The following is a 24609-nucleotide window of genomic DNA, read 5'->3' on the forward strand; positions in this document are numbered from 1 at the left end:
CATTGGCGCCTTCTGGTATTGCAGGGTTCGCATCAGCCCGGCCGTTGACGTAACGATTTTTAGCGAATCGCTGCTGAGCGAGCGGCAGATGCTACAAGCGAGGAGCTTCGTCTTTAACCTCGCTCAGCGCGACGCGAAAGTGACCGGTCCTGTGGCAGCTTCGCCCCATCACTTCCAACGACGCAGTTCGTTCTCTCGATGGAATGCCAGATAACGACGGTGTGAGGCCCGAAGACCATGGATGCGCCAGTCCGACGAAACCATGAGCTGAGTCCGCGCGGCTGCGGGCAACGCATCAGATATCACCACCACGCCGGTGTCGGAAAACGATATCCACCCACCGTCGAATAGCGCATCGATGTGAGGGGCGAGCAGGAGGCCATTGAAGACGTCCAGACGCTCGTCGTCGTTGTCACACTTGGCCCACGGTTTGATATGCGATGCCCGCAGGAGTTGGGGCACAGCCAGACCGGTCACGCAGCATACGCCCTGCCAATAGTCGAGCAATGCATCGCGAAAGATGCCTTGCCCAACACGTTGCACCACGAGACGCTCAGCCTCAGTTACGGTGGGTAGCTTGGCCGTCTGCGCGCGAAAAGCATCAGCGATTCGATTCGGCAGCGTCCGCGCGTGAGCGGCCGTCGTCCTCAAGATTCGGTAGAGCTCATTGAACCCGACGACACTGACGTGACCCTCGTCTCCTGAGAGTCCGAGCAGGAGAGGCGTTGATGGCATTAGAAGAAACGACGACGGTCCGGTCTGTCGCACGGTGACCGTTTCCGGGAACCTGGCCGAACGCATTTCGAGCCCGTCGTCCAAGCCCCGAGGCTGCATCTCAAATCCGCAGTCCGCAGCGGCTTTTTCGAGGCGCAACCTATCCAGAGGTGTCATGCGCTCGCGCCAGAAAGCGTTTCATACCCTTGGCGGATGATGTTAGCGATGAGCGGTCTCCGTGCTGCAAGAAACTCCTCATATGTCATCGACCACCAGTTCGGCGGCAGGGCGTGCCATTGCATCATGGCGGCAAGCGTATCGCCGTCGAAGCGTTCGGCGTACTTCGCCCAATACGACGACGGCGCAGTGTCCGAGATGGCGATGTTGTCGTCCCACTCAACCAGCGCGTAGTTCGCAATCTGGTTGATGTCCCGCACGCTGTCGATGCCCAGGCCCTTTAGGTGCTTCTTCGGAAACAGATGGTGGCGTTCCAGTGCCTTCTTTTGTCCTTGCGCTGGTGGGTCTAGCAAATCAACGACAGAGCTATTCGAGAACAGCGCTCTGGCTCCAAGCAACGCCTGCGACGCATAGAAACCGAACAAGGCTGGGCTGCGTCCGGCTGACGTCGCCAGGTCCATGGGCAGGGTCTTGGTCCAGAAGTCGTCGGTGAGCGTGTTGGTCTCCACCGCCTCCAACCGTGCAAGGAACTGGTCCGACGACTTCAGTTCTCGCAGCTCGGCAAGGTCCTGCTCCATTCGGGACTCAGGCGATGACGTAAACCGCCCCGTCAGCAGCGACATAAACAGCCAGCGCGCAATCGCCTTGCGCAACTTGAATCCCTCAACGTCATACTCAGTGCGACCAAGCAAGTACAGCTGATATGCGAAGACCAAAGCGTTCACCGAACTGATGTGCTTGGCGCTGCGATAGCCAGCGAGGCGAACGACGTTCAGGAAGTCCGCCCAGTAGGTCAAGTTCAGCACCCTTGCTTGAGCATCCAGTAGCTTGCTGAACTGGTCGGCCCGCTTCTCGGGGCTGGATTCCCCCGTGGCCAAATCTTTACCCCGCAGCAACGAGTAGACGTGCTCCAGCCGCGCTCTACGGAAGGCCACGCCAACGTCCACCCGCAGCAAGTGGTCTGGGTCGGGTTGAAAGATGGCGTTAAATGGGCTGGCCTGACCTGCTAGCCCTGGCTGTCGCGCCGCACGACAGAAGGTCTCAAGCTCGGTGCGGCCTTCATCCCAGAAGACAGACATCAGCGTCAGGATGAAATCCGATTGGTTAAGCTTCTTCCCTTCGCTGTTGATGCGAACAAAAACGTCGGCCACCTGTTCTTCACTGCACTGCTGAGAAAGCTCCAATGCGATGAAAGGAAAGTTGGTGAGCCCAGCCAAACGGCCGATGGCCTCGGCCACCTGCTCCTCCTCCTCGTCGGTAACGACGCGAGATGTCGTTAAACGCTTGAGGTACTCGCCGATGGTCTTGTGCGTTGGCCGGCTGAACACCTCCGAGATGTCCAAGATGTACTCCGGGTCACGTTCTGTCGTTGCGTCTGGCACCGCAAACGTGCCGCTCTGCGGGCGGAATGCGATGCGAATGTGCTCGCGTTCAAAGTTCTCCCGTAACACCGCTTCGCGCCGGATAACGGCATACAAGGAGGTCAAGCGCTGCTGGCCGTCGACGATGAGAAGAGAGGGCGCCTTTTGCTTGTTCGTGTCACCTATGACCTTCGTGTCCACGCCCTCGGCGCCGGTCTGCCAGAACAGGAAATAGCCGACCGGATAACCTCGGTACATCGAGTCGAACAGGTCACGCACCTTGGCGTTAGCCCAGACGAATGGGCGCTGAATGTCGGGCAAGCCGATGCGACCGAGGCCGATATCGTTGATAAGGCCACCCAGCGAGTAGTGGACCTCTTTGAACAAGGTTTCGCTCACGCCCGTCCCCTTTGAGCGGGCGCCGTACCGCTATAGCCCTTCTCAAGTAGCTCCATTCCGAGTTGGTAGCGCTTGTCGACATGCGCCTTCTTGCGGAACACCTCCCCATACTCATCGCGGGGCTTGTCCTTGGAGTCACCTCTAAAAGAAAGCCAATTGAAGCTTGTGGTCACAGCAAGCGTGTCATCCGACACCAAAAGCTTTCGATGTGTGTTGCCCACATAGACCAGATGACAGTTTGGATACTTTCCGGCGAGATGCTTCAGGTCCTTCTCTGCCTGCGGCGTGATTGGGGGCTTTGACTGAGCCGCGTTCCCTTTTCCACCTTCGCCATCGTCGAGTCCATAGCCGATATGGACGGTGACACCGCTACGCAACAACGCTTCCAGTGAAGCGATGAACTCCCAGTTCACCACCTGATGTCGTATCCAAGGTGAAATGATGAGCAAGCGCTGTCGCGACTTCAGCAGCGCTTGCTTCAAGAGTGCCGGGTGTTGGTGGCATAGAACCGATTCGACGGTCATTGCGTCGAGCGCAACGTTGGCCGCAGTTTGCGCGAGGGCTGGCTCTTCCGGTGCCGTCCCAGCTTTGGCATCGTGTTTGGAGCCCTCTGGCGACTGAATGAGCTGCTCTTGCTCTGCCTCGTCGCGCACAACCGGCGCCTCCAGCAACTTCGCCCCGACGAGGTCAGGACCACCAAGAGCACGGAAACAGTTCTCGTGCTCCAAAGCTGGCCCGTCCTCTCGCCAGAACGCAACCTCAGTGTCTTCCCTGTTCGTCACGCTGCGATAGAACAGCATCACGCAACCGAGGAAGTGCATCTCTCGCCGCTCCACCCGGCGGATTGCCTGCAACTCTCCTTTGTCCTCTAGGCCTGCCCGTTGTTGCCGAAGCAGACGGTCGAAGTCCAGAAGCGAGATGTCCTCCACTTCTGGTCTTTTGGTTTGACCCGTCGGCACCTCAATGTAGCCGAGCTCACGCATATCGCGCGGTTTGTAGAGCTGGTCAGGCGAGACAAACAGGAGCCGCTTAGTCAGAGCGTCAAAGCAGACGCGGACGGTTCTCTCTTGGGGGCGAATGACTCTCAGCTCACCCAAAGTTACCCGCCCCTTGGCGGTCAGGGTGACCTTGGCAGCGCTATCGCCCACGGCGCGTGAGTAGTAGATGAGTTCTGCCGTTGTAAGGCCGGCGAATACCGGCACCAGAACATTCGTCGAGAGCCCCAAGAAGCTGGTGATGTCCTCCGGAGCATTCAGACCTGCATGCACTGCTCGCAAAACCCCTTCCTCAATCGGGCCAAGTGGCTTGTGCTCCAAGGTGAGGATGCGGAGGGTGAGTACGTATACGGGAAGCCCTGCCTCCCTGAATGCCGCCAATTCGTATCCAGGTCTCGCATGCGCGGCCTGTTCGAGTACTTGCTCAAGACTCATCAAGAAAGCTCCTCAAGAGCGCATCCCTCTGGATGACGTCGGATGTAGTCAATGACCTCCTTCAGGGGGTTCACTGCACCTGGCACTGTCTGGCAATAGACGTGGTCCCCCACGATTGCGAGCATCTCCTTGCCGCGAGAGAGCGCCACGTTGATGCGTTCCATCTCCCGCAAGAAGCCAAGCCCCTTCACTTCTGAACGAGTGACCGAAAAGACCACCATGTCTGCTTCTCTACCCTGAAATGCGTCAACCACGTTGATGTAGATGTCCGAGTAGCTGCTCCAGTCGTGCCGACGCGTCGTAATGGCGGTTTCGAGCCGCCCTCTCTGCTCACCGTAACCTGTGAGTACGGCGACACTGAGCTTCCGACCCTTACCCTTGCCCTTCTGGAGCGTGAAATCGACGCGCGCGAGGAGTTTGACGACAAACTCGACTTCGACATCATTCACGTATGACGTACCAATCCGACGCGAACCCTTGTTGGGCTTTCTGCTCGTCGAGTACCACGTTACCGGCTTTGGCAATGTCCCAACGAGTTGCGGGTCGGGCTGACGGGCGACACTCCTGAGGGCAGAGTCGTAGAAGCACTCCGACACCAACTCACCAATCGCCGGCAACATGCGGTGCTGAGTAGTCAATGTCTTGTGCAATTCAGGCGGAAGGCTTTCACGCAGATGGTTGAAGAGCGTTGCCTTCTGGTCGTCCGCCTGCAAACCAAAGCGCTCCAGCAGTCCTTTTTCCCGGAGCTCAGGGTCTTGGAACGGCGACAACTGGCGGCTGTCCCCAACCAGCACCGTCCTGCGGGCTCTGGACATCGGTACTAATGCTTCTGTTGGCGTTGCGATGGACGCCTCATCCACGATGCAAAGGTCATACACGATGTCGTTGCGCCCCGGAACACTCATGACACCCAAGCAAGTCCCTGCAACGACCTGTGACGACGCAATCACGGCGGCCTGAAACTCGCGACTACGACCAAAGCGCGTCTCCCACTCTGCGTGGGCGGCCATGAGCGCTTTCAATTGGACGCCCTCGTTGGTGCCGTTCGAATAGGCTTCAGCCCATCCGCGAAGGTCTTCGACGGAACACTCCGCAAACTCCTTGAGCTCATCCTTGGAGTCCACGTGGTTCGCAAGCTCCTTGAGCGATTCCTTGACCCCGCGCTCCAACTCGTCACGCTCACGCATCAAGCCTTGTGACTTGTCGTCCAGCTCTGAACGTGCATCAGCATCGAGCTGCTTCCGATGCTCATCAGTCATCTGAGGTTCCAGCGCTCGCATTTCGGCGTCGACCTCTTGCAGACGCGCCTTGAGCATCGCATGGCCTTCGAGCGCCATCGCACGCCGGATTTCCTTGAGGTTAAGCCCATGGCCAACAGCCCACCGCTCGATGAATGCGCGCCCCGCAGCCAAAGCCTTCTTGCGCAGTTCTGGCAGTTTGGCGTCGAGCAGCAACTTCCTGGTGCTCTCGGCAATGCGGTCGTCGCCCTCCTGGCCTATCCGCACAGCATTTACTGAGCCACCAGACTGCTTGACGATTCGTTCCAAGGAATTGTCCAAGGCGACATGCGTCTGAGATGTAAGGAGCACCCGAGCGTTCGGCTGCGCCCTGAGCGTCTGCAGCACAAGCTCGGTAATGAATGTGGTCTTACCGGTTCCAGGCGGCCCCTCTACTAGCATCAGAGCAGGGCCAGACATGGCCGTAGCCACAGCATCCTTCTTGTCGTCGTCTATGCCGGTCTGGATAAAAGACGGTTCAACGGGCGGGGGAACAACCACCTGCTCCGGATTGACAATGTAGCGCCCAAGGTCCGGGCAAACCGACCGTCCATACCGAACCGTCTCAACGGCAACCTTCTGTTTATCTAGAGCTACGTCCGTCTTCGTGGTGTCGGTCTCGACCTGCCCTTTTTCAGGCAAAGCCTCCAAACCAATACGATTGCGCTCACTTGGCCGGATGACGAGCGTACGACCGTCTACGGAGACGACCGCACCCTTGAATGTCGCGGCCTCGCCTACTTCAATAACCACATCCTGGTCGTTCAGAGCAGATGCGGACGCGCCGTCCTCCAGGGTGAGGCACAGAAACTCGCCTTTGGCTTCCTTCCGAACGTACTGCAGCCGTACCTTGCGCATCCGCTCCAGCTCAGTCTTTGCACTCAGCAAGTCCAGCCAAGTCTTGTACAAAGCCAGTTCACGCTGCTCCAACCTGCGAAGCTTTTGGTCCCCCGCGAAGACCGCCAAGCGTTCAAACAATCCCTCGATTGCAGTCGCAGACTGCTCTCGCGATGCACCGTTGAGGGCGAACAGTATCCCCGGGTCGCAACAGAAGGTCCGCTGCTTCTCGATGTCCGACGGCGCCATCTCAACAGCATCAACCAGAGTGAATCGCTCTGCACTCTGGTCGAGGACGGCGGTATATCGGTACTTGTTGCCATAGAGCCGCACGCTGCGGCCTTCTCGGCCTTGCTGAGGCGGCAATTCCTCGCTGCGCGCCTCGGCGAGGTCGCGCTGCACGAACTTGTCAGCCAGTTCCCCGCGCAGAGCCATGTCGTGCTCGATAATGCCTCTGACACGCTGCGTCACGCTCGTCAGCACCACCGGTTTCACGGCAAGCGCAACAGCAGGCGCAGCCTTGTCGAGTTCAGCCAACAACATGACGGCGTTCATGGGTCTTGCTGCAGGCACGTCGAGCGCAAGGCTCTTGCGCAATACCGTACGAACGCAGTCGTCCAACTCAAGCTGCTCAAGCGTCGCCAAGAGTTCTGAATGGGATGCGACGGGTTTCCCGGCCAGCATGACCGTTGATAGCGCCGCAAACCCAAAGACGTCGCGGCTGTAGCTGTAGCTACCGTCATCCATCTCAGGCGGCGCGTACGGAGCTGAAGCAAACTGAGCGAGGGTCACTCCCGGCGCCAGGAAGTCGCGAATTTTGGAAATGCCGAAGTCGCAAAGCTTGACCTGACCATCCTCGGTGACAAGGACGTTCGAAGGCTTGATATCCCGGTGCACGGTCGAGCGGGAATGGGCGAAGACCAAAGCGTCCAGCACACCCTTGCCGACGCTTTGGTAGTAGTCCGCCCAATCGCTAAACCGTCGTGTCTCAGCTAGCACGCGCAGGTCATTCTCGACCCACTCCATCACGATGTAGTGCGCTTCGTGGTCTTCGTCGCGCCCAGAGTCGAGGATTCGAATGATGTTCGGGTGACGAAGGTCTGACAGAGCCTGAACCTCTCGTCGGAACGACTCTTCGATAACTTCGTCGGTGCCTTCACCCGTTTGAAACACCTTCAGCGCGACCGTATTGCCGGAATCCGTATCGGTTGCGCGATACACGGACGCCAGACCGCCACTTCGAGGATTTCCGCGAGTGATGTAACGGGCGTCCGCAAACGAGAGCTTCTTGCCGCTCCGTCGCTCTTCGATTGTTTGCGCTGTTAGCGTTTTGGTTTCTCCCATGGTCCCTTAGCGCTCCGTTTTGGCAGAGTTGTTCGTAGTTGATTCTTCATGCACGTTTGGCGCGAGAAAGTGTTCTTGCCCAATGCGATGCACTCTCTGGACGCACGCAAATGACGTTCGGACCGTTACCTCGGCTTGCGAGTAATTTGCACGCAAACCGCTGCCCAAGCGTGTTTACTCTTGCCAACGTCGCGCTCGTGAATGTTGGCAGTCACCGCAACCTTGAGATGCTTCTCGTACCTCGACTGATTGGCCTCGGCCCATGCCCACGATTGCAGCGTACGCTGCCATTCCGTGACCCACTTGCGCTCCAGTCTTTCCTTGGCGGTCGTGTCCTTTGTAACGGGCGGGGCCGACGATGTGTAAAAGGCAAACAGTCCGGTATAGAGCTGCGTCTTGGCCTTGCCTTGAAGGAGCGAATGGCAAATTCGGTCCAGGTCGTGTCGTGCGGCAAGCCCCCTGGCCCACAAGGGGTTTTTCAGTTCGATTACGGCACGCGGTAACCCGTTGCCGTGGCCAAGCACGATGTCGTAGCGACCACCCGAACGCAGCTTCGCCGCCTTAGGGCCACGCTGAATTCCTCCCGCGTCAGCCAAAGTGGAGGCCACATGCGGTTCCATCAGTAGCGTTCGCTGCGCCACCGGGATAGCAGCTTTCAGAGCTTGTGCCACGTTCACGGTCAGCAGATATTCCGGCGCGGATTGCAGCCACTCACCGGACATCTCTAGCCATTCATCGAACGCTGACTCAATACCGCCAAGCACCAAGGCAGGCAGTTGTGCAGACGAAAAACCTTTCGACATTGCATTCCTCAGATTCGCGTGGGAAGGCGGTCCCACGCCTCAAGCACCAGCCTGCGCGTGCGGTATTCGCCGTAGGCGCGCATTTCGTTGTCTTTGAGTACGCGGAACGTTTCGCTGGGGTAATCGGCGCCCATCACGTCTTTGGGGTCGAGGATGTAGCGCAGTTCGTCGCGGGTGAGGCCGTAGAGGCGGGCGTAGTAGGCGTCGAGCTCGGCGCGTAGGTGGGCGCGGCGCTCGGGGTTCCAAGCGAACGGGCGGCCCTGTTCAGCGGCCGGGCGTGGGTCGTAGGCGGCGAGGTCCCGGCCCCATGCCTGCAGGTCGTGCGCGGTGTAGGTGAGTTCGAGGACGCGGGGGACGATGAAGGCGAGGTCGGTGTCGGTGTAGCGGTCGGGGGGCAACACCGGGAGCTGCTTGAAGATGAAGAAATTAAGGTGGGTTCCGCCGACCTTATGCCTAGCCACGAAATCGAGGCTCATTGAGCACAGGTTGCCCAGCAATGCTGCAAGCGGGCCGCCAGCTGCATCTGCGCGGAAGAGCATCAAAGGGAGGTTATTACCCACCCCGACCCGTGGCACCACCGACGCAATCACCGTGCGTTCGTTGGTCGCGTTGGTAATGTCCCGCCACCCCATCAACCACCGCGGACTGCGCCTATCCATCCAGAGGTCGAGCAGCGTCAGAAGCGCCTCAGCCTGCGTACTCGCACGAACGGCCTCGGCGAGGGCTAAAAGTTCGTCGCCGTTCATGCGGGCATCATGGTTCTGCGTGGCCCACTTGGGGAAGTCGACCAACGCCTTCTTGGTCGTCAGACCTTCACCGCGCAGCACGTCGTTCAGACGCGGAAAACGGGCCTTGAGCTGCTGTTCGGTGGTGGCGATGTGTGGCTGGGCTTGGGTGGGCGTCCATCCCTCAGTGCTGGGCGCTGGGCCCGCCGTGCAATGAAACAGCTCGCCGGCCACCCATTGCGCCAGCGCGAGCAGAAGGTCGGCCAGCGTGGCGTCCTGGTCAATGGCGTTGGCAGCATGACGGGCGAGCCAAGCACGAGCCACACGGGCGGGCACACGGGCAATGCGGGCGAGCACCTCACGCTCGTTTACCCAGTAACGCGGGCGCACGGTGCAGGCGGGGTTGGCCTTCTGCGCATCACTAACATCGGTGGTCTCCACCTCCCCTGCCGAGCCGCTGGCGGCGTCCACGTAGGTGGCCCAGCGGTGGTCGAACTGGTGAATCATCTTCGCCTCGTACAGCGGCAGGCGCCGAGCCGCGCCAGGTGCGGCGGCAAACAGACCACTGTCGTTGGACATGTGGAACATCGTCTGAAATCGAATACCCCACGGATTCACCTCCGAGCCCAGTTCCTTGGTCTCGTTGGCAGTCTCAGCCTCTTCAATAAGTACCGGTGCAGCGCGATAGAGCCTCTTAGTCAGCTCAGCGTCGCGCTCGCTTCGGAAGACCGGACAGGTTCTTGTATTCGGGTTAATGAGACGAAACTCTTCTGGGCGCAAGCTGAACCTGCGTCGTTGGTCGTAGAGGTAGTCCACCTGACGCGCGAAATTGACGAGTTGTGCCGGCGCATCGACCCCATTTGTGCCAGCAGTAGTCAGCAAAGCGAACTTCATCGCGTGGTGAACTGCCGGAAACACGAACTCCTCGTTTTCGAACGAGTAGAGGGCAATCAACCGGCGATGCTGAGACACAGCCTCAAAGTACGCCTTCGTTGAGTCATCGGTGGCGATACCGGTTGGCACTATGAACCCGGCGCGACCACCGGGCGCCGTGGCTTGCAGGAAGGTCTCCGAGAACAACGCGTAGGTATTGACGTCGCCCACGCCGGTGAGCGGATAACGCCGGCTGTCATGCGCGTAAAGACTAGCGGCCTCCGCACCACGACGCGCGGCAATGAAACCAGCGTATAGAGTCATCTCGGCCTGATTCGGCGGGGTCAGGCCTTCGGCCCGTTCAACATCTGGTGCCTCTGTATGCAGCAGCATGCCCTCTCGCAGCAACTCGATGCGTTGAGCGCGCTCAGCCTTGTTCTTGGCCGAGGCGACCAATGGGCTACGCGCGGCGAAGAATTCCTCCTCTTGTAGCTTGATGCGCTCCCACGGGGGGTTGCCTAGCATCACGCTGAATCCACCCTTGGCCGCAACCAGAGGAAAGGCCCGCCACCAGTGGAAAACGCTGTGCTGGCGGCATAGTGCATGAGCAGCGTGTTCTACTTCAGCCTTGGGTGCTTGGCCACTTAGCACGCCCCACAGATAGCCGGACAGCGGCACAGATTCGCGGGCCTCAGCCAGTTTTGGCGCCAGAAAGGCAGCCACATAGGTGTCGGCAAGACGGGCAAATGTGCTGCGCTGCGCGTCGGCTTCAGCCTGCAACCAAGCTTGGCGCTTCGCAGTCAGGTGTTGAGGGGTATCGTCGTCCAACGCTTCCAGGCTGACAGCCTTGGCGACCAATCCACCCTGGGTAAACAAATCACCGCTGGCCATCTGACGCCAGCTCTTCAAATCAGCCTTGTTGCGCTTTTTGAGGTCCCTAGCGACTTCCTTGACGTCGCCCGAAAGTGCCGTGTAGGCCTCGTCAGGGATGCCGTTTTCCAGCACCTTGGGGTCCAACACACCCAGCAGCGCATCACCAACCCGGAGATGGTGGTCGACAAAGCTGAGTGGGCGGTCAGGCGAGTAAGCTTCGAGCCACAGCGCCGTCTTAGCCAACTGGATGGCCATGGGGTTCTTGTCGACGCCGAAGATGCAGTGGCTCACGACATCGCGCAGCGCGTGTCGGTAGTCGCGGGGCGTTGGTGCGCCACCAGCCCTTTCGATGGCGGCGCGATGCAGTGCCACCTCATCTGCAAGGCGCCTGGCAGCGGAAAGCAAGAAGTGGCCGCTACCGCAGGCCGGGTCGCAAATGGTCAGTGCAAGCAAGGCTTCGACCGGCCGCTCCGGATTAGCCTTCACCGTTTGTTCGATAACGGGCTCAAGCGCGCTCTTGATGAGTTCCTGCACGAGGCTGTCGGGTGTGTAGTAGCTGCCGGTGAGCTTGCGGGTGTTGCCGCGCGTGGATGCGTCGGACTCTTCGTCACCGACAAACGCCAATCGAGCCGTGGCAGGCGTAGCGAGGCCCTGGGGTTCCGGCACGAGTTCGAGCAGGCTCTCGTAGACGCTGCCCAATTCCTCCGGCCCCATGTCCCGGTAGTTCACGCGAGACAGCCCGCCATCGGCGCGGAACCAACCGAGATTGAACACGGCAGCTAAGAGATAACAGTTTTCGAGCTGTGCAGCATCCAAGCGCGGACACTGGTCGGTATCGAACAGGCCGCCCAGGGCAGGCAGCCCCAGAGCGGGCTCACCGTTCGCGAGGGCATCGAAGGTAATCGACAAAGCCTGCCAGAGGTCGCCATGGCGGTCATGCTGGCTGCGGCGCACGGCGCGCTCGCGCAGCCAGGTCAGCGAGTAGCCGGCGAGGTAGCGTGCCTTGGCTTCTTCGCTGGCGGCTGGCGTGAAGATGAGGCGTTCGCCCTTTTCGCGGTCGCGCCGGTCTTCAATGGTCGCCAGGAAGATGAGGCGATAGACGAGACGCAGCAACTCTTCGAAGAAGGCCTGCCGGTCATAACCGCTATCGGGGTCTTGCAGCTCGGCGCGCAGTGCACCGTTCGCGGGATGGGAGAGAAAGCCAGTACCGAGCGCCCGAATCGCCTCGGCCACCTGATAGCGCAGCTTGCCGCGAACGGTTACGCCAGCTTGCTGGCCGGCAGCACGCCAACGCTCCCAAGGGCAGTCGTTCGGTTGGGTCTCTGCGCTGCCGAAACGACTGGCGTGGGCCAGCAGCCAGAAGGCGCTGAAGTCAGCCAGCAGCTCTTCGTTAAAGAGCGCTTCGAGGTCGACTTCGACATAGGCGGGGCGCGTGAGGCTCGCGTTGTCGCGCAGGATGCGAAGCGTCAGGCCATTGCTGACGATGGCCCAAAGGCAATCATCGCTGGCATTGAGAGCCTCCTGCGCCAGCATGAAGGGGCTGCGACGGCGTGTCTTGCCGGTGTCAGGGTTCGTTTCCCCAAAGCGTTCGGCGGCAGCATCCAGCGGTTCGTCAAAACCCGCGAAGACCAGCGGGACATGCCCACCGTTGCCTGCGTGGCCGATGGCGAACGAATGCCCGGCATGCTCAATCGCTGCACAACGGACCGCATCGTGGAAATGCAGCACGTCACGCAGCAGCGGCAGGAGCCACTCGCGCACAGTGACTTCGTGGGCACGAATGTCTTGCCGCTGGCGCAGGACTTGAAAGTCCTGCCAGAGGTTGAGTGCAATCTTGAAGTCGCGGGCAATTTCGTCGCGCAGCTTCAAGCCCTTGGCGATGCGGTAGTGGCTTTCTGTCTGCTCGGTGTCCTTGGGGTCGGCGAGTAGGGTCAGGCGCGTGAGCTCTTCGGCTGGGATGAGACCGCCTTCAATCCGGATGGCGCGGTAAGCGAGCTGATGGGTCGAGCGTTTGAAAATCGACTTTGCCATGGCATCAGGCTCCCACGGCGGTGTTGGCCGCTGCGCCGGCATCAGGCAGCAGTACGTAGAGCCCCATCACGTCGACGGGCAGGCTGGCGGTGACCTGATAGCTACCGCGGCCTTCGGCGGCCTCGCGCACACGGCGATGGTCCAACAACAGGGTTTGGGCGCGGGCCTTGGCGATGGCCTCGAACTGGGCTTGCCATTCAGGCAGCGCGTCGAGTGCGGTTTGCAGGTGACGGTCTCGCAGCGGGGGCGGCATGTTGCGTGTGGCTTCGGCACCAAGCAGCTCGCGCGTCTGCTCTGGCGATAGTTCGTTGAAGGGCTCGGAGCCTACGCTTGCGACGGCGACGGCTTCTTCACACATCAGCAGACGGGTCGAAGTGCCGTGGGTGACGGTGAGTTGGTGGCGGATACGTAGCAGCAGCACCGTCGTCTTGAGGCTGACCGCGCTCACGAAGGCGGCACCGGCGCGGGCCACCGCGACGGCTTCGTCGGCGCCTGGCACGGCATCAAGGGCTTGCTCCAGCAAGGTGTCGGCCAGGACCGACACCAGGGGATGGGTGCGATGGATGAAGGTCGCGCCCTGCGCGGCGGGCTGGTGGAAGTCGATTCGCAGAGCGCCCGATAGGCCTTCAGCCGCCAGGCGCTCTTGCACCGCGACCGGAAGGTGTTCCGTCAGCAGCTTGAAGTGCTGTTTCACCGCTTGCAGCGGCGACCCGAGCTGGTTTGCGGCGCGACTGACAAATCGCTCGACGTCTGCCTCACCGCCCAAGACTGCGGAGGACTTGCGCCACTCGGGGAGCACATCCTCCGGCTTCAGGCGGCGCTGGGCGAAGATGCTGCGATTCTGCTTGGCCTTCTCCTTGGCGCTTTGCCAGGCAAGGTCAATTTGCTTGGCTGGCTCACCAAACAGGTCAAGCTGGGATTGCGCGTTGAGCGGCGCGCCCTTGCGCAGCAACACGGCGTTCATCAGGGCTTGGGTGAGCTTGCCTTCGTCGTCGGGCATGGGCACCAGCACGCCCAGTTCCTTCCGAATGCTCTCGGCCTTGCGCAGAATCACTTGCAGCACGGCGCCGTCGACCGGATTGTCTTCACCGTAGAGCATGGTGCTGCGCACTTCAGGGGCCTTCTGGCCGAAGCGGTCCACGCGCCCTTCCCGCTGCTCATGGCGGGTTGGGTTCCAGCTCAAGTCGTAATGAACGACGGCGGTGAAGAGGTTCTGCAGGTTGATACCTTCCGACAGGCAGTCGGTGGCAACCAAGATGCGAACATCGCTTTCGCCCAACTGCTCAACCGCAGCCTCGCGCTCATCGGGCGTCAGTTCGCCCGTCACCGCCTTGACGGTCGCTGACTTGAATTTGTCCTGGAGCGCGGCTGCCAGGTAGTGGGCAGTGGCGATGTAGCGGCAAAACACGACAGGCAAGAAGCCATCCTTCAAGAGGACGGCCAGGTGGTCCTGCAGCTTGGCGAGCTTGGGGTCGTTCTGCTGGCCCGCCAGTGCGGCGGCACTCGCGACCAGTGCTCGCAAGCGCTCGGTGTCTTCGGTCTGCGCTCCGGGCTCGATGTCATCAGTCGAGAGGGCGTCTTCCGTGCCGTCCAGCACACGGTCGTTGGCCTGCGCTTCAAGGTCCTCAAGCGAGGCCGCCTCGCCGATTCCTTCTTCGGCCTGTGCGCCCTGAAGGCGCGTGCGCAGGGCATTTACCGCCGCAGCGGGGGACGACGAGATGCAACGCAGGAGCGCGAGAGCGGCCCACCAGTTCATGCGCTGTTCACGCAGCCCTTGACCCTCGGCGCGCTCAACCAGTTCACGGGCGTAGGTCAGCACATCGTTGAAAAGCTGCCCCCAAGCGCCTGTGAGCCGATAAGTGATTTCGGCCGACTTGCGGTCAGGGAACATCGAGGTGTCTTGCCACTCAGCAATGTCGGGGCGGCGACGCTGCACAAAATGGCGGGAGAGCGCTTCACGCAGGTCGCTGCGCTGACCGACTGGCAAGTCTTTGAGTTGTTCGAAATCGGTACGCAGCAGGCCGAGCAGGTTGAAGAACGCATCCTCGTCGCCGCTATGAGGGGTCGCGGTCAGCAACACCAGATGGCGCTCAGGGTCGGCGACGAGACCTTTCAGCAGTTGGTGACGCTGCTGTCGTCCCTGGCCTGCCTGGGTGCAGGTGTGCGCTTCGTCGACGATGACGAACTCTGGGCAGAAACGCTGGAAGGCCTCGCGACGGCGCTCGGACTTGATGTAGTCAAGACTCACCACGGTATAAGGGTGCGCATCGAACAGCGATGCGCCAGGCGGGAGGTCGCGCTCCAGCCGGTCGGCGGTGTTCGAGCGAACCACGACGGCGGGAATGTGGAAGCGCTCGACCAGCTCGCGCTGCCATTGCTCGCACAGGTGAGGCGGACAAAGAACGGTCAGGCGCTGGACCTCGCCACGGTCAAGCAACTCGCGAGCGATAAGTGCGCCTTCGATGGTCTTACCGATACCGACGTCGTCGGCAATCAGCAGCCTGACGGTGGGCTGCTTAAGGGCCATCAGCAAGGGCACGAGCTGGTACGCGCGAGGCTCCACCGCGATGTTGCCGAAACTGCGGAACGGCCCGGCCCCACTGCGCAGTTTGAGCTGTAGCGCATCGAGCAACAGCTGGCTGGCCGAGTGGTTGCGTGCCTGGTTGAGCGTGGGCCAGGGGAAGGTGGCAGGCTGGACCGGCTGTCGCTCAAGGGGCAGGTAGATGAGCGTCTCGTCGCGCTCCCCGCCACCCAATGGCCGTAGGCGCAGGGTCTGGGCGTCAGACTCGGGGAGAACAATCCATTCGCGGCCACGGGCCGAGACAAGGCTTCCAGGGTTGAAGGCTGCTTCCATGGTTTTACTGGGACTTCCCTTCAATACGGTTCGCCGCTTCAAAGATGGCGTACAGGCTGATTTGACGAAGGTCGACCTCGGGGATGAGTTCGCTCAGGTACTGCTGCGACGCCACCTTGAGTTCACGCCTTGCGCATACCAAATAGGACACCGCCTCTGCTTCTGTCTCCCGGACGGGATACGGGAGCTTGGAACGGTCGGGCCAAGCTCCCTTGTTATGTGGGCCACAGTGGCCACAGAAGATATGCCCGAGTTCATGCGCCAACGTGGCGAAACGCGTGGGCAAGTTGTGGTTAACGTTGAGTTGAATGAGCCATTCTGGTTTGCCCGACTCGGGAATGAGCGTGGGCATGGCTTGGAGGTTTCGAGCGTTCCCGGCAAGCAGCGAACCGAAGTTCCGTTCTTCGATGCGAACGCTGTTCTTTTCTCGGTGCAACTTGACTACGCGTCCCCACTCGATTTCGTCCATATCGCCGTGAGCAACGAATGGATTGGCGTGCTCGCCGGGTAAGGGCTTGCCTTCAGTGTCGCTGACCTCGTAGAGAAAGGAGACCGGCCCAAACGGACGCAGCACGACGATGGGGATAGCACCAGGACAAATCGTTCGACCATTTGCATTCCATCGCTTCTCAGTGGCGACAGCTGCAGCTCCTGGACGCTGCAGCCGAACCAGCATCGCGTTGTAGACCGAAAGGTTGCTCAAACGCCGCGCGAATTCGATGAACTCCGTGAACGCTGTCGCCCCCTGTGAAGCCAATGCGTCCTTGAACAATCGGTCCACCGCCGCAGCACATTCGGCAAAGGTGCGCAGTCGGCTAAGGCTGCGCGTCGAGATTTCCTCGAAGAGGTCAGACTGAGCGCGACTCATCGGCCAGCCCCAAAAAGGTCGGCATGAGCCTTAAATATTGCGTGCCACTCCGACCGCTCTTTGGGGAACCGAACAACGAGATAGCCCAGGTCGTCAAGCCGACGGTCAATGAACGCGTCCTTCTCACTTTGGGTGTCCGTCTCGTGGTGAGGGCCGTCGATGAACACGGCGAGATTGAACTCGTCGTAGAAGAAATCGGCGCAGGTGTTGGCCGCGGGAATGCTGTGTTGTCCGCGGTCCGGTTTGCGGTACCCCTGCTCATTGACAAGGTCGAGCCAGGCTTGCTCCAGCGAACTGCCTGCGGTGCGCGCAAGTTGGGCGTCGTGCTCGTCTGGCGCTCGACCCTGGGTCCCCTGGTTTGTCCGGGCTTGCGTCAAGCGACAGAGCAAATCCAGCAGCAAACCGCTCGCGACCTTGTCCTTGCGGTCAATAAGCGTGTGGTCGGGTTGGTTGTAGTACGAGAGCAGACAACGGTAACAGCCGGCTTCGCAGAAGGGCTCGCCGTTGTGGTCGAGCTCCTCCTCCAGACTCTCTCGCTTCCAGGTGTTTCCGGGTGACGGTGCTTTGAAGTGCATCACTTCGAGCGCCTTGGCCGCGACTGCAGCCAGTGCGTCCGGCTCGGTGGCCAAACGCGTCAGCACCCCAGCTCCGCCCTCGGCCGCTTCAAACAGCAGGATGGATTGACGTAGCTCACGCGTGGGCAGTGGCTCAGCCATGAGCTCGCTTTCTTCGAGCTGGTAGACCGCTTCGATGCCGCGCTTGAGCGCGTACTGCAAGGTCGTCAGGGTCTCTGGTTCCAGCTCACCGAGCGCATGGTGAGGGCGCACGATGAGGATGTTTCGACTGTCCTGGACGTAAGGGACGATACGTTGCGGAGGTGTTTTGTCAGGCGGCGCCTCGCCCTCGCTTTCGGTTTCACCGTTGCCATCGTCGACGCCGCCCACCCAGTGGCCGGTGACCGGGTTCATCATGAAACCCTGGATGGACTTCTCCTTGCGACGACGCCAGCCAAAGTTCATGCGCCAGACTGTTGCCGCTGGCCCGTACTGCATCTGTACCAGTGGCCCGCTGGCATCCTCGACGACCGTAGTGACCATCTGCAACTTGCCCTCAGCTTGGGCGAACTGCAGCGTGGTCTGCATTTCGTAGCCCTGGCGCACCCGTTCTTCTTCATTGGCGGTGATGCGCTCGGCGCGTTTGGTCGAGACGTTCTCGATTCGATAGAGGTTTCGGACTTCTTTTGCTTCGGCCAGCGATGCACCGCAGGAAATGCAGCGGTCGACGTCGCGCTGTGAACGGAAGTGGCCATAGCCGCAGACCGGACACAAGCGCGCGACTTCGGTGGGCAAGCGAGCCCCCTCGGTCACCTGGTCTTGGCCAGTAATCGTCAGCAGGGCTTTGGTGACCCGGTACTGGCTACCCTCGTGGTAGATGAGGCTGTATGGGCCGAACTCGCCCAGTGCCAGGAAGCGCGGTCGAGACAGGAAGCTTTCCCGACCGATGGAGCCACGCCGTGCGGGCAAGTAAGCCAGCAGGGGCAGTCGGGGGAAGTTGTAGCCCGGCAGGAACCCCTGAGAGGCAAGGTAGCGGTAGGTGTAGAAGTCCGAGTTGAATGCGCTGTCACCGGCCAACAGCAGGTCGCGCTGCTTGCGTGCTTCGTTGTGTCGTTGTTGGGCCTCGCGGCGTTCCCGCTCACTTGCCGCAGGGTTGTTCTCAATCTTGAAGTTCAGTTCAATCGCCTGCGCCGTAGCACGATACAGGTCACGCCAGCGCTGCAGCGACTTGTCGAACTCCTGGTACGTGCGCTGGAAGACAGACTCGGCCCAGTGGTCAGAGTACCAAGGGGCATTCCGAGGTGTGAGTTCGTCAGCCAGCATGGAGAGGACACGCAAGCCCCGCGCATGCGCTCGGAGCTTGGCTTCAGGTTTATCGAGGTCAGCCGCCACGTCTTCCATGATGGGAAGTGCTTCAGGCTGATTCATGTCCAGCAGGTCGCGGACACTGTTACCGAGTCGCCGACCGGTTTCCGCGAGCCAAATGGCGTGCATGTGGCTCTTCACCAGTTCGAGGTTGGCGAGGTCCAGGGTCGGCGCATTCACCTGACCATGCACCATTCGAACCGGGTCACGGAAGTAGTACTGGTCGTGCGGGGATTGGCTTGCGCAGTAAGTGATGACCAAGGCCGGCTGACCCGCACGCCCGGCTCGACCGCTGCGCTGTGCATAATTCGCCGGGGTAGGCGGCACATTGCGCATGTAGACGGTGTTGAGCGAGGAGATATCGACGCCCAACTCCATCGTCGGGGAGCAGAACAGAACGGGCAGCCATTCAAGGTCGTTACCGTTCTTTTTGCGCCACTCCTCGCGGTCCTTTTCGGTGAAGCGGAATCGGGCTTCGCGTTCGAGACGGTCTTCCTGCTCAACTTGCGCAGTGTGTTCGCGAGCCTCGAACTCGAAGAGCTGGTGCACAGGGCTATCCAACAATCCGGCGATATTGCGGTACAGACCACGGAAGAACGCGTTGTCCTCGGCCTGGCGCTGGCTCTGACCATCGCCGAGTTGCCAGAGCAAGGCAGTGCCGTTGAGCTGCCAGCCGGTCAGGCCGACATCCGTCTCTTCCTTGCGGACCAGTCCGTACGACTCCGCAGCCTTGAGCAGAGCACCAACGACAGCGCCCCATGTCTGGTCGTTGATGGACTTGTAGAACGGATTGGCCCCGCCCCATGTGCTGCCATGGCGCAGGGTCCGCCCGAGCCGGGAACGACTGGAGCCGATGACCAGGAAGTCTTCAACCTGAAGGCGCCGACCCCGGCGGTCCGTTTCCTCTTTGGGTCGCGAGGTTACGAACCAGCGAGCTGCGACAGGCCGCTCGTCTTCTGTGAAGCCCCAAGGCTCGCGAAGGTTTGCGTAGCTTTGGGTGCGGAGCTGTTCGAGCTCCGTGCGGTCCAGGTAGCGCGTCGCGATACACAGCCCCTGCCGCATAAAGTCAAAGAGCTCGCGCAGAACCTTCGCGCGCTCTTCCGGGGTGGCCGATTGCAGGACCTGAGGTGCCTCTGCCCATTCGGACGCGTCCGCCGCGAGGTCTTCGAGGTCTTGGTAGCCGATGCGAACCAGGCCCAGTTGTTCCAAGTTCGGGTTGTTGAATCGCCAACCGCGACGCAAGTCGAAGTAAGTCCTGTAACCGAGGATGCTGCGCATGGCTTCTTGCACCTGCCTGCGCGTGTTGCCCTTGAGCTCGGGCTGTTGCATGTACTCGGCGCGAACCGCCGGGTCGTCACGATGAAAGCCCAACGCTTCAAAGACCGCGTTGCCGACCTCCCGCTCGGTCAGTAGATTGCCACTCGCCCGTTTAACGGCCGACAGCAGTGCCGAGCGCGTCAGCAGGACCTGCAAAAAGTCGTTGAAGTGTCCCGCTTGAAGCGCCGCATCCTGGCGATTGTCGGAAAAACCGAGCACCTTCTTGGCCTCGGCGGAGAGCTGCTGGTCTTGCTCATAGAGGTAGCGCAGGGCTGACAACGTCAGCATGGTGGTCGCCGAGCTGCGGCCTTCACCAGAGAGGGACGTCAGGCGAAGCGCGTCCTTGCCGGCAGAGTTATGCGAGACGCCGCATGCGAGGCAGAATCGGAACGAACCCGGGATGAACCACGCCTGCAAACCTTGCTCGTTCGTCACGACGCCATCTGGGCGAATCTTGAGCGACTGCGGCAAGAACTTGCGCTGGCCGGACTTGATTCGCCACTCACCATCGGCGCGTTCCTCTAGCCAGGACTCCGGGTAGCGTTCGAGGTTCTCGGGTTCCCAGATGTTCTTGCCGTCCGGCATCAGGAAACCGAACTTGACCTGCTCGTCCTCGTGCTGGCGCTCCTCGATGTTTCGCACGTCGAAGGTGCGCCCCTCGGGACCATCGGTATCCCAGACCGGGATGTACTCCTGACCGCAGTCGCGGCAGAAGTGGGTGTGATAGTAGCGGCGGTGGCGGCTCTCTTCGCCCGAGACAAACTGCTGGCCATCCAGGGTGATGGCACGACGCCCCTGCGCTTCGAGCGTCGTATAAACCTTGCCGCCACCCGCAATGAACTGGTGAAGCTTGAACGCGAACAGACTCTTCCCGGTCTTATCGGTGACGGCGTGGGCCCGAAGCATGAACTGCTGCAAATAGGCGAGAGACACTTCAAACGATTCACCCGAATCGCGCTGCAGGGCTTCGGCGGCCTGCGCAAGGGTTAGCGGTTTGGCCCGCCGCGGTTTGTCACCTTCATAGTTGAGCCCGAGCATGAGTTCGACCCACACCGACATCGGGTGTGCAGCCATCGCTTCGAAATCGAGATGGGTGGGCACGCCGGCGCGAATCGCTGCGCCGAGCTTGGGACGCACCGATTCAAGGGTCTCGGATTCCGGGGTGGTTCGCCTGAGAGTCTCGGTAATGACGTTGCGGTCGGCGATGCTCGTACCGAAGAGGCGACGCGCCACGTTGGCGACCACTGCGTTGCGCTCCATCTGGGTACCTTCGGACGCCATCGTGGCGGAGGTGCCGATGCAGATGAGGTCTTCGGCCAATGCCTCGCGCACCCGCCGCACCAGCAGCGCAACATCCGCCCCCTGACGACCGCGGTAGGTGTGCAGCTCATCAAGCACAAGGAACCGCAGTCCCTTGGCGTTTCGCATCACGGCCTTGTCGATGTCGTTCTGCCGCGTCATCAGCAGTTCGAGCATCATGAAGTTCGTGAGCAGGATGTCCGGCGGCGTCGCCGCCATCGCTTGGCGCTCTTCGTCGCTTTCCTGGCCGGTATAGCGGCCGAAGGTCACCGGGCAGGTTACGGGGTCCGAGCCCAGGAACTTCTTGAGTTCTTCAAGCTGCGAGTTCGCCAGCGCATTCATCGGATAGATAACGATGGCGCGAGTGCGTGGCGCGGGGTCGGCTTTCTTGGCTTTGAGACACGCATCCACGACAGGGATGAAGTAGCTCAGGGACTTGCCGGAGCCGGTTCCCGTCGTGAGCACATAGCTCTCACCGGCGAGCGCCAGACTGATGGCCTCTGCTTGGTGCTGGTGAAGGGGCAAGGGGACGCCCGCCGAACTCGCAGACTTACCGAGTCGGAAGATGTCCGCGCACTCCGGACTGAGCAAACCACTGGCCACGAGCTCATCCACCGTACCGCCCGAGCGGTAGGTCGGGTTTATCTGGATGAGCGGTTCGGGCCAGTACTTCTGGCTCTGGTATTCACGGTCAACATGCTGACGGATGTCGTCGGCCCGAATCCGCGTGAAGCTGCGGGTAAATTGCTCGTATTCGGTAACGACATGCGCGCGAAACTGAAATACGTCCATGGTCTCTATTCTTCTGAACGGCACGAATCCAACGTGAACACCTTTGCCATCACCAGCCCGTCTTCGCGCAGCGGGCTGGCGCTGGAGGCAATCGCCAAACGTAAGCGCAGCCGCCCTCCGAGGCATTGACGCGGGACAGTGTACCGCTTGGCGGCGCCGCCTGTTGCCGCATCAGCCCTTGAGAGCCCCAAATTGGGCAACCGCCGAACAAATCGTGGTCAAGGGTCTCCCTCGCATCGGTGACGCCCCGAGGGCAAACGCATTGCCCTCAGGGGAATTTCTTCAAAAAGGCTAAACCTCAGGGGCTATATCCGGGACCGAACAATTTCATGGATGTCCCAGCGATGACCACGACGCCCCCACCCCAACTGCTCAAGAAGACTGATGTCTGCGCGCGCCTGTCCATTTCCCCGCGTACGCTGGAAGGGATGGTGAACGAGCGCACGTTCCCACCCCCGGTCCGAATGGGACGGCATGTGTACTGGACCGAGAACGCGGTGTCCGCCTGGGTCACGCGCCTCTTCGGCGCGCAAGAAAACTGGCGCCCCCAGTAACCGGGCACTGCGCCATTGCCCCTCTCACCGTCGGCGCTCCGCTCAGCAGGGAGCCTCTGGACGTCGCAAAAGCGGATGACGCCGCCCGAGGGCGGCGCCGTCTTGATTGAATCAATCAGAACATCGAATTGAAGTCCTTGTCCCTCGGCGCGCACAGCATGCCCGAGGGCATCGCGTCCGGCAGCGCCACCGCCAACGGCGTCAGCCACAACGGCTCCGGCACCGCCTCCAGCACCCTCACACCGCGGCGAACCAGCCGTGACACGAGACGCCTCACCTCTTCAACGTGGCGCTCCGGGTCGAACGCCGGAACCGGCGGCATCGCCATCAGCGCCTCCACTGCCTCCATGCTCACCGGCACTTGCCACACGCTGGCGTCATCTCGGTCCGGATGCACGAGCACGAATGCAAGCGGTGCGCCGCCGATGAGCGCAAAACGCAGCGCCGCCGCGCGTGGCCCAAGGAGCGGCACGAGCGCACGCTGCTCCCAGTGTTCTACGCGGTGCGTGACGCACAGAAAGTGCAAACCTGCCGCCGAGCCCACCACGAGTTCCGTCACGCCCTCCGCGCGGCGCAGCCGCTGCGCGAGGAGCGGATGCACCACCGCGGCCGCCACCCACGAGGTCGGCAGACACTGAAGCTTCCAGGCGCACGACATCAACGTCGTCGCCTCGTGCGGCCCCACGAGCACGCCTGCCCGAAGCAAATCGCCATCGACGGCTGCAGCCAACCCATCGAGCCCCTCAAAGAGCGGCGCTTCCTGCTCTACTGCCTCTTTTTTGTCCATTTCAGCTTTGTCCTCAGATGCGCCCACATCGAACGCACCATGTCTAGCGAACAGCCGAAAATCGGGGTCCAGGTGCGGCTCGCAGGTCACGACGCGCCGCTTCCGCGACGCCGCGTGAGTGCGGACCTTTGGACGCACGTCAACGCGGTTGCAGGGCATCCCTTCTCCCGTCACCGCGCCGCCGGTAGACTGCTGCGGGTTTGCGCCCCGCGTCTTCTGGACCCTTTTCCTCCTTCCCGCTTGCCGCCATGCCCCTCGCACCGCGCCACCTCGCCCTCCCAAGCCGACTCAACGTCCAGCACGCGACGGAACACGGTCAAGCGCTGGTCCGCGTCATTGGAGGCGGTCTGTTCCTGCTACTACAAATCCTCTTGGCATTCGGCCTGAATGTGGACTTCGCCCGTGCCGCCATCGCGCCTGCCGTCCTCTACGCGGCGTTCGGCTATGTCTGGGCTTGGGTGGTGGCCTACGAGCACTTCAGTGGCACGCAACGACTCTGGATAACAACCTTGGCGGACCAGGCCATCTTTGCTTACGCCTTCGCAGCGGCCCCAGAGGGGTGGCAGTTGGCCATTTGGGCGCCGATTTTCGCCTCGATTGGCTATGGCCTGCGCTTTGGACCACGCGCTGCGCTGCGTGCGCAGGGGGTCGGCGTCCTATTTATCGGCGCCGCGATGAGTGCGACGCCCTATTGGCAGACCCACGCCACGACGGCGCTGGGTTTTATCGCGAGCCTGGTCCTGCTGCCGCAATATGCGATTCGTTTGGCGAACGCCATCGCGCAGGAACGCGAGCTCGCACAACAGCAAGCACGCGAATTCGAGGCCCTCACGCGCATGGACCCCCTGACCGGCGTTTTCAATCGCCAGGGGATTGCCCATTTTCTGCAAACGGAGTTGGCGCACCAACGGGCCGGCGCCCTCCTCTACGTGGACCTCGACGGCTTCAAGTCGGTCAACGATACGGCGGGCCATGCGGCTGGCGATGACATCCTGCGACGCGCGAGCGAGGCCATACAGTGTGCCGTGCGGGGCAGCGATGCACTGGCGCGGCTGGGCGGAGACGAATTTGCCATCGTCCTGCCCCATGCGAACGAGGAGGACGCGCGACGCGTCGGCGAGAAGGTGCTCGAAGCCATCGCAACCTGTCAGGTCGACGGATACCCCCAGTTGCGGCTGGGCGCGAGCATCGGGGTGGTTTCGTTCCCGCACCCCGAGGCTGCGTCCGCCGCGGCGCTGCTCGACGTAGCGGATGCGCGCATGTACGCCGCGAAGCGACGCGGCAAGAACCAGCTCTGCTGCGAGGCCCTGCCCTCAGCAGCGTTCGCGCCCCCCGCGGCGGCGAACGCCTGAAGGGCTCGCCTGAGCGCCGGCCG

The 24609-nt window shown here is 61.3% G+C and carries 13 protein-coding genes; 3 read left to right on the top strand and 10 right to left on the bottom strand.

Going from position 1 to position 24609, the window contains the following annotated elements; all coding sequences use genetic code 11:
- Positions 1 to 168 precede the first annotated feature (168 nt).
- From OPU71_RS00565 to OPU71_RS00590, 6 genes are all read right to left on the bottom strand, one after another.
- The gene (locus OPU71_RS00565) at positions 169 to 891 is read right to left on the bottom strand and encodes an HNH endonuclease (protein WP_267723922.1); all 723 of its coding nucleotides are present in this window, start codon (positions 889 to 891) and stop codon (positions 169 to 171) included.
- Positions 888 to 2651, bottom strand: a complete 1764-nt coding sequence (locus OPU71_RS00570; protein WP_267723923.1) for a GmrSD restriction endonuclease domain-containing protein — start codon at positions 2649 to 2651, stop codon at positions 888 to 890. The genes OPU71_RS00565 and OPU71_RS00570 overlap by 4 nt, the downstream gene beginning before the upstream one ends.
- The gene (locus OPU71_RS00575; protein WP_267723924.1) at positions 2648 to 4081 is read right to left on the bottom strand and encodes a hypothetical protein; all 1434 of its coding nucleotides are present in this window, start codon (positions 4079 to 4081) and stop codon (positions 2648 to 2650) included. The genes OPU71_RS00570 and OPU71_RS00575 overlap by 4 nt, the downstream gene beginning before the upstream one ends.
- A complete protein-coding gene (locus OPU71_RS00580; protein ID WP_267723926.1) occupies positions 4081 to 7539 on the bottom strand; it encodes a serine/threonine-protein kinase in 3459 nt (1152 codons plus the stop codon). Before OPU71_RS00580 ends, OPU71_RS00575 begins: the two co-directional genes overlap by 1 nt.
- Before the next feature lie 125 nt (positions 7540 to 7664).
- Positions 7665 to 8342, bottom strand: coding sequence for a type I restriction enzyme HsdR N-terminal domain-containing protein (locus tag OPU71_RS00585; protein ID WP_267723928.1), 678 nt, complete (start codon positions 8340 to 8342; stop codon positions 7665 to 7667).
- 8 nt (positions 8343 to 8350) lie between these two features.
- Complete coding sequence (locus tag OPU71_RS00590; RefSeq protein ID WP_267723930.1) at positions 8351 to 12346, bottom strand: Eco57I restriction-modification methylase domain-containing protein; 3996 nt, start codon at positions 12344 to 12346, stop codon at positions 8351 to 8353.
- 105 nt (positions 12347 to 12451) lie between these two features.
- On the opposite strand from OPU71_RS00590, the gene OPU71_RS00595 reads away from it, so the two are divergent.
- Positions 12452 to 12742, top strand: coding sequence for a hypothetical protein (locus OPU71_RS00595; protein WP_267723932.1), 291 nt, complete (start codon positions 12452 to 12454; stop codon positions 12740 to 12742).
- Between the two features lie 106 nt (positions 12743 to 12848).
- On the opposite strand, the gene OPU71_RS00600 is transcribed toward OPU71_RS00595, so the two are convergent.
- The 3 genes from OPU71_RS00600 to OPU71_RS00610 are packed head-to-tail and all read right to left on the bottom strand — an operon-like array spanning position 12849 to position 21893.
- Entirely contained in the window at positions 12849 to 15698 is a 2850-nt protein-coding gene (locus OPU71_RS00600; RefSeq protein WP_267723934.1) for a helicase-related protein, read from the bottom strand.
- A gap of 4 nt (positions 15699 to 15702) precedes the next feature.
- Entirely contained in the window at positions 15703 to 16566 is an 864-nt protein-coding gene (locus OPU71_RS00605) for an ImmA/IrrE family metallo-endopeptidase (RefSeq protein WP_267723938.1), read from the bottom strand.
- Positions 16563 to 21893 carry a DEAD/DEAH box helicase gene (locus tag OPU71_RS00610; RefSeq protein WP_267723939.1) on the bottom strand — a complete coding sequence of 1777 codons (5331 nt, stop codon included), beginning with the start codon at positions 21891 to 21893 and terminating at the stop codon, positions 16563 to 16565. The genes OPU71_RS00605 and OPU71_RS00610 overlap by 4 nt, the downstream gene beginning before the upstream one ends.
- A gap of 344 nt (positions 21894 to 22237) precedes the next feature.
- Here OPU71_RS00610 and OPU71_RS21310 point away from each other — a divergent pair, with 344 nt between their 5' ends.
- A complete protein-coding gene (locus tag OPU71_RS21310; protein ID WP_420712356.1) occupies positions 22238 to 22447 on the top strand; it encodes a helix-turn-helix transcriptional regulator in 210 nt (69 codons plus the stop codon).
- A 115-nt stretch (positions 22448 to 22562) separates the two neighbouring features.
- On the opposite strand, the gene OPU71_RS00615 is transcribed toward OPU71_RS21310, so the two are convergent.
- On the bottom strand, positions 22563 to 23234 hold the full coding sequence (locus tag OPU71_RS00615) for a hypothetical protein (protein ID WP_267723941.1): 672 nt from the start codon (positions 23232 to 23234) through the stop codon (positions 22563 to 22565).
- A 248-nt stretch (positions 23235 to 23482) separates the two neighbouring features.
- Here OPU71_RS00615 and OPU71_RS00620 point away from each other — a divergent pair, with 248 nt between their 5' ends.
- Positions 23483 to 24586 carry a sensor domain-containing diguanylate cyclase gene (locus OPU71_RS00620; RefSeq protein WP_267723943.1) on the top strand — a complete coding sequence of 368 codons (1104 nt, stop codon included), beginning with the start codon at positions 23483 to 23485 and terminating at the stop codon, positions 24584 to 24586.
- Positions 24587 to 24609: the final 23 nt, after the last annotated feature.

Origin of the sequence: Niveibacterium sp. 24ML (assembly GCF_026586805.1) — a bacterium.
In the GTDB taxonomy this organism is placed as follows: domain Bacteria; phylum Pseudomonadota; class Gammaproteobacteria; order Burkholderiales; family Rhodocyclaceae; genus Niveibacterium.

Coding starts and splice junctions, on each gene's coding strand:
- OPU71_RS00565 (WP_267723922.1), bottom strand. CDS start 891: ATGACACCTCTGGATAGGTTGCGCCTCGAAAAAGCCGCTGCGGACTGC.
- OPU71_RS00575 (WP_267723924.1), bottom strand. CDS start 4,081: ATGAGTCTTGAGCAAGTACTCGAACAGGCCGCGCATGCGAGACCTGGA.
- OPU71_RS00580 (WP_267723926.1), bottom strand. CDS start 7,539: ATGGGAGAAACCAAAACGCTAACAGCGCAAACAATCGAAGAGCGACGG.
- OPU71_RS00585 (WP_267723928.1), bottom strand. CDS start 8,342: ATGTCGAAAGGTTTTTCGTCTGCACAACTGCCTGCCTTGGTGCTTGGC.
- OPU71_RS00590 (WP_267723930.1), bottom strand. CDS start 12,346: ATGCTGGCGCAGGAGGCTCTCAATGCCAGCGATGATTGCCTTTGGGCC.
- OPU71_RS00595 (WP_267723932.1), top strand. CDS start 12,452: ATGCCCACCGTTGCCTGCGTGGCCGATGGCGAACGAATGCCCGGCATG.
- OPU71_RS00600 (WP_267723934.1), bottom strand. CDS start 15,698: ATGGAAGCAGCCTTCAACCCTGGAAGCCTTGTCTCGGCCCGTGGCCGC.
- OPU71_RS00605 (WP_267723938.1), bottom strand. CDS start 16,566: ATGAGTCGCGCTCAGTCTGACCTCTTCGAGGAAATCTCGACGCGCAGC.
- OPU71_RS00610 (WP_267723939.1), bottom strand. CDS start 21,893: ATGGACGTATTTCAGTTTCGCGCGCATGTCGTTACCGAATACGAGCAA.
- OPU71_RS21310 (WP_420712356.1), top strand. CDS start 22,238: ATGACCACGACGCCCCCACCCCAACTGCTCAAGAAGACTGATGTCTGC.
- OPU71_RS00615 (WP_267723941.1), bottom strand. CDS start 23,234: ATGGACAAAAAAGAGGCAGTAGAGCAGGAAGCGCCGCTCTTTGAGGGG.
- OPU71_RS00620 (WP_267723943.1), top strand. CDS start 23,483: ATGCCCCTCGCACCGCGCCACCTCGCCCTCCCAAGCCGACTCAACGTC.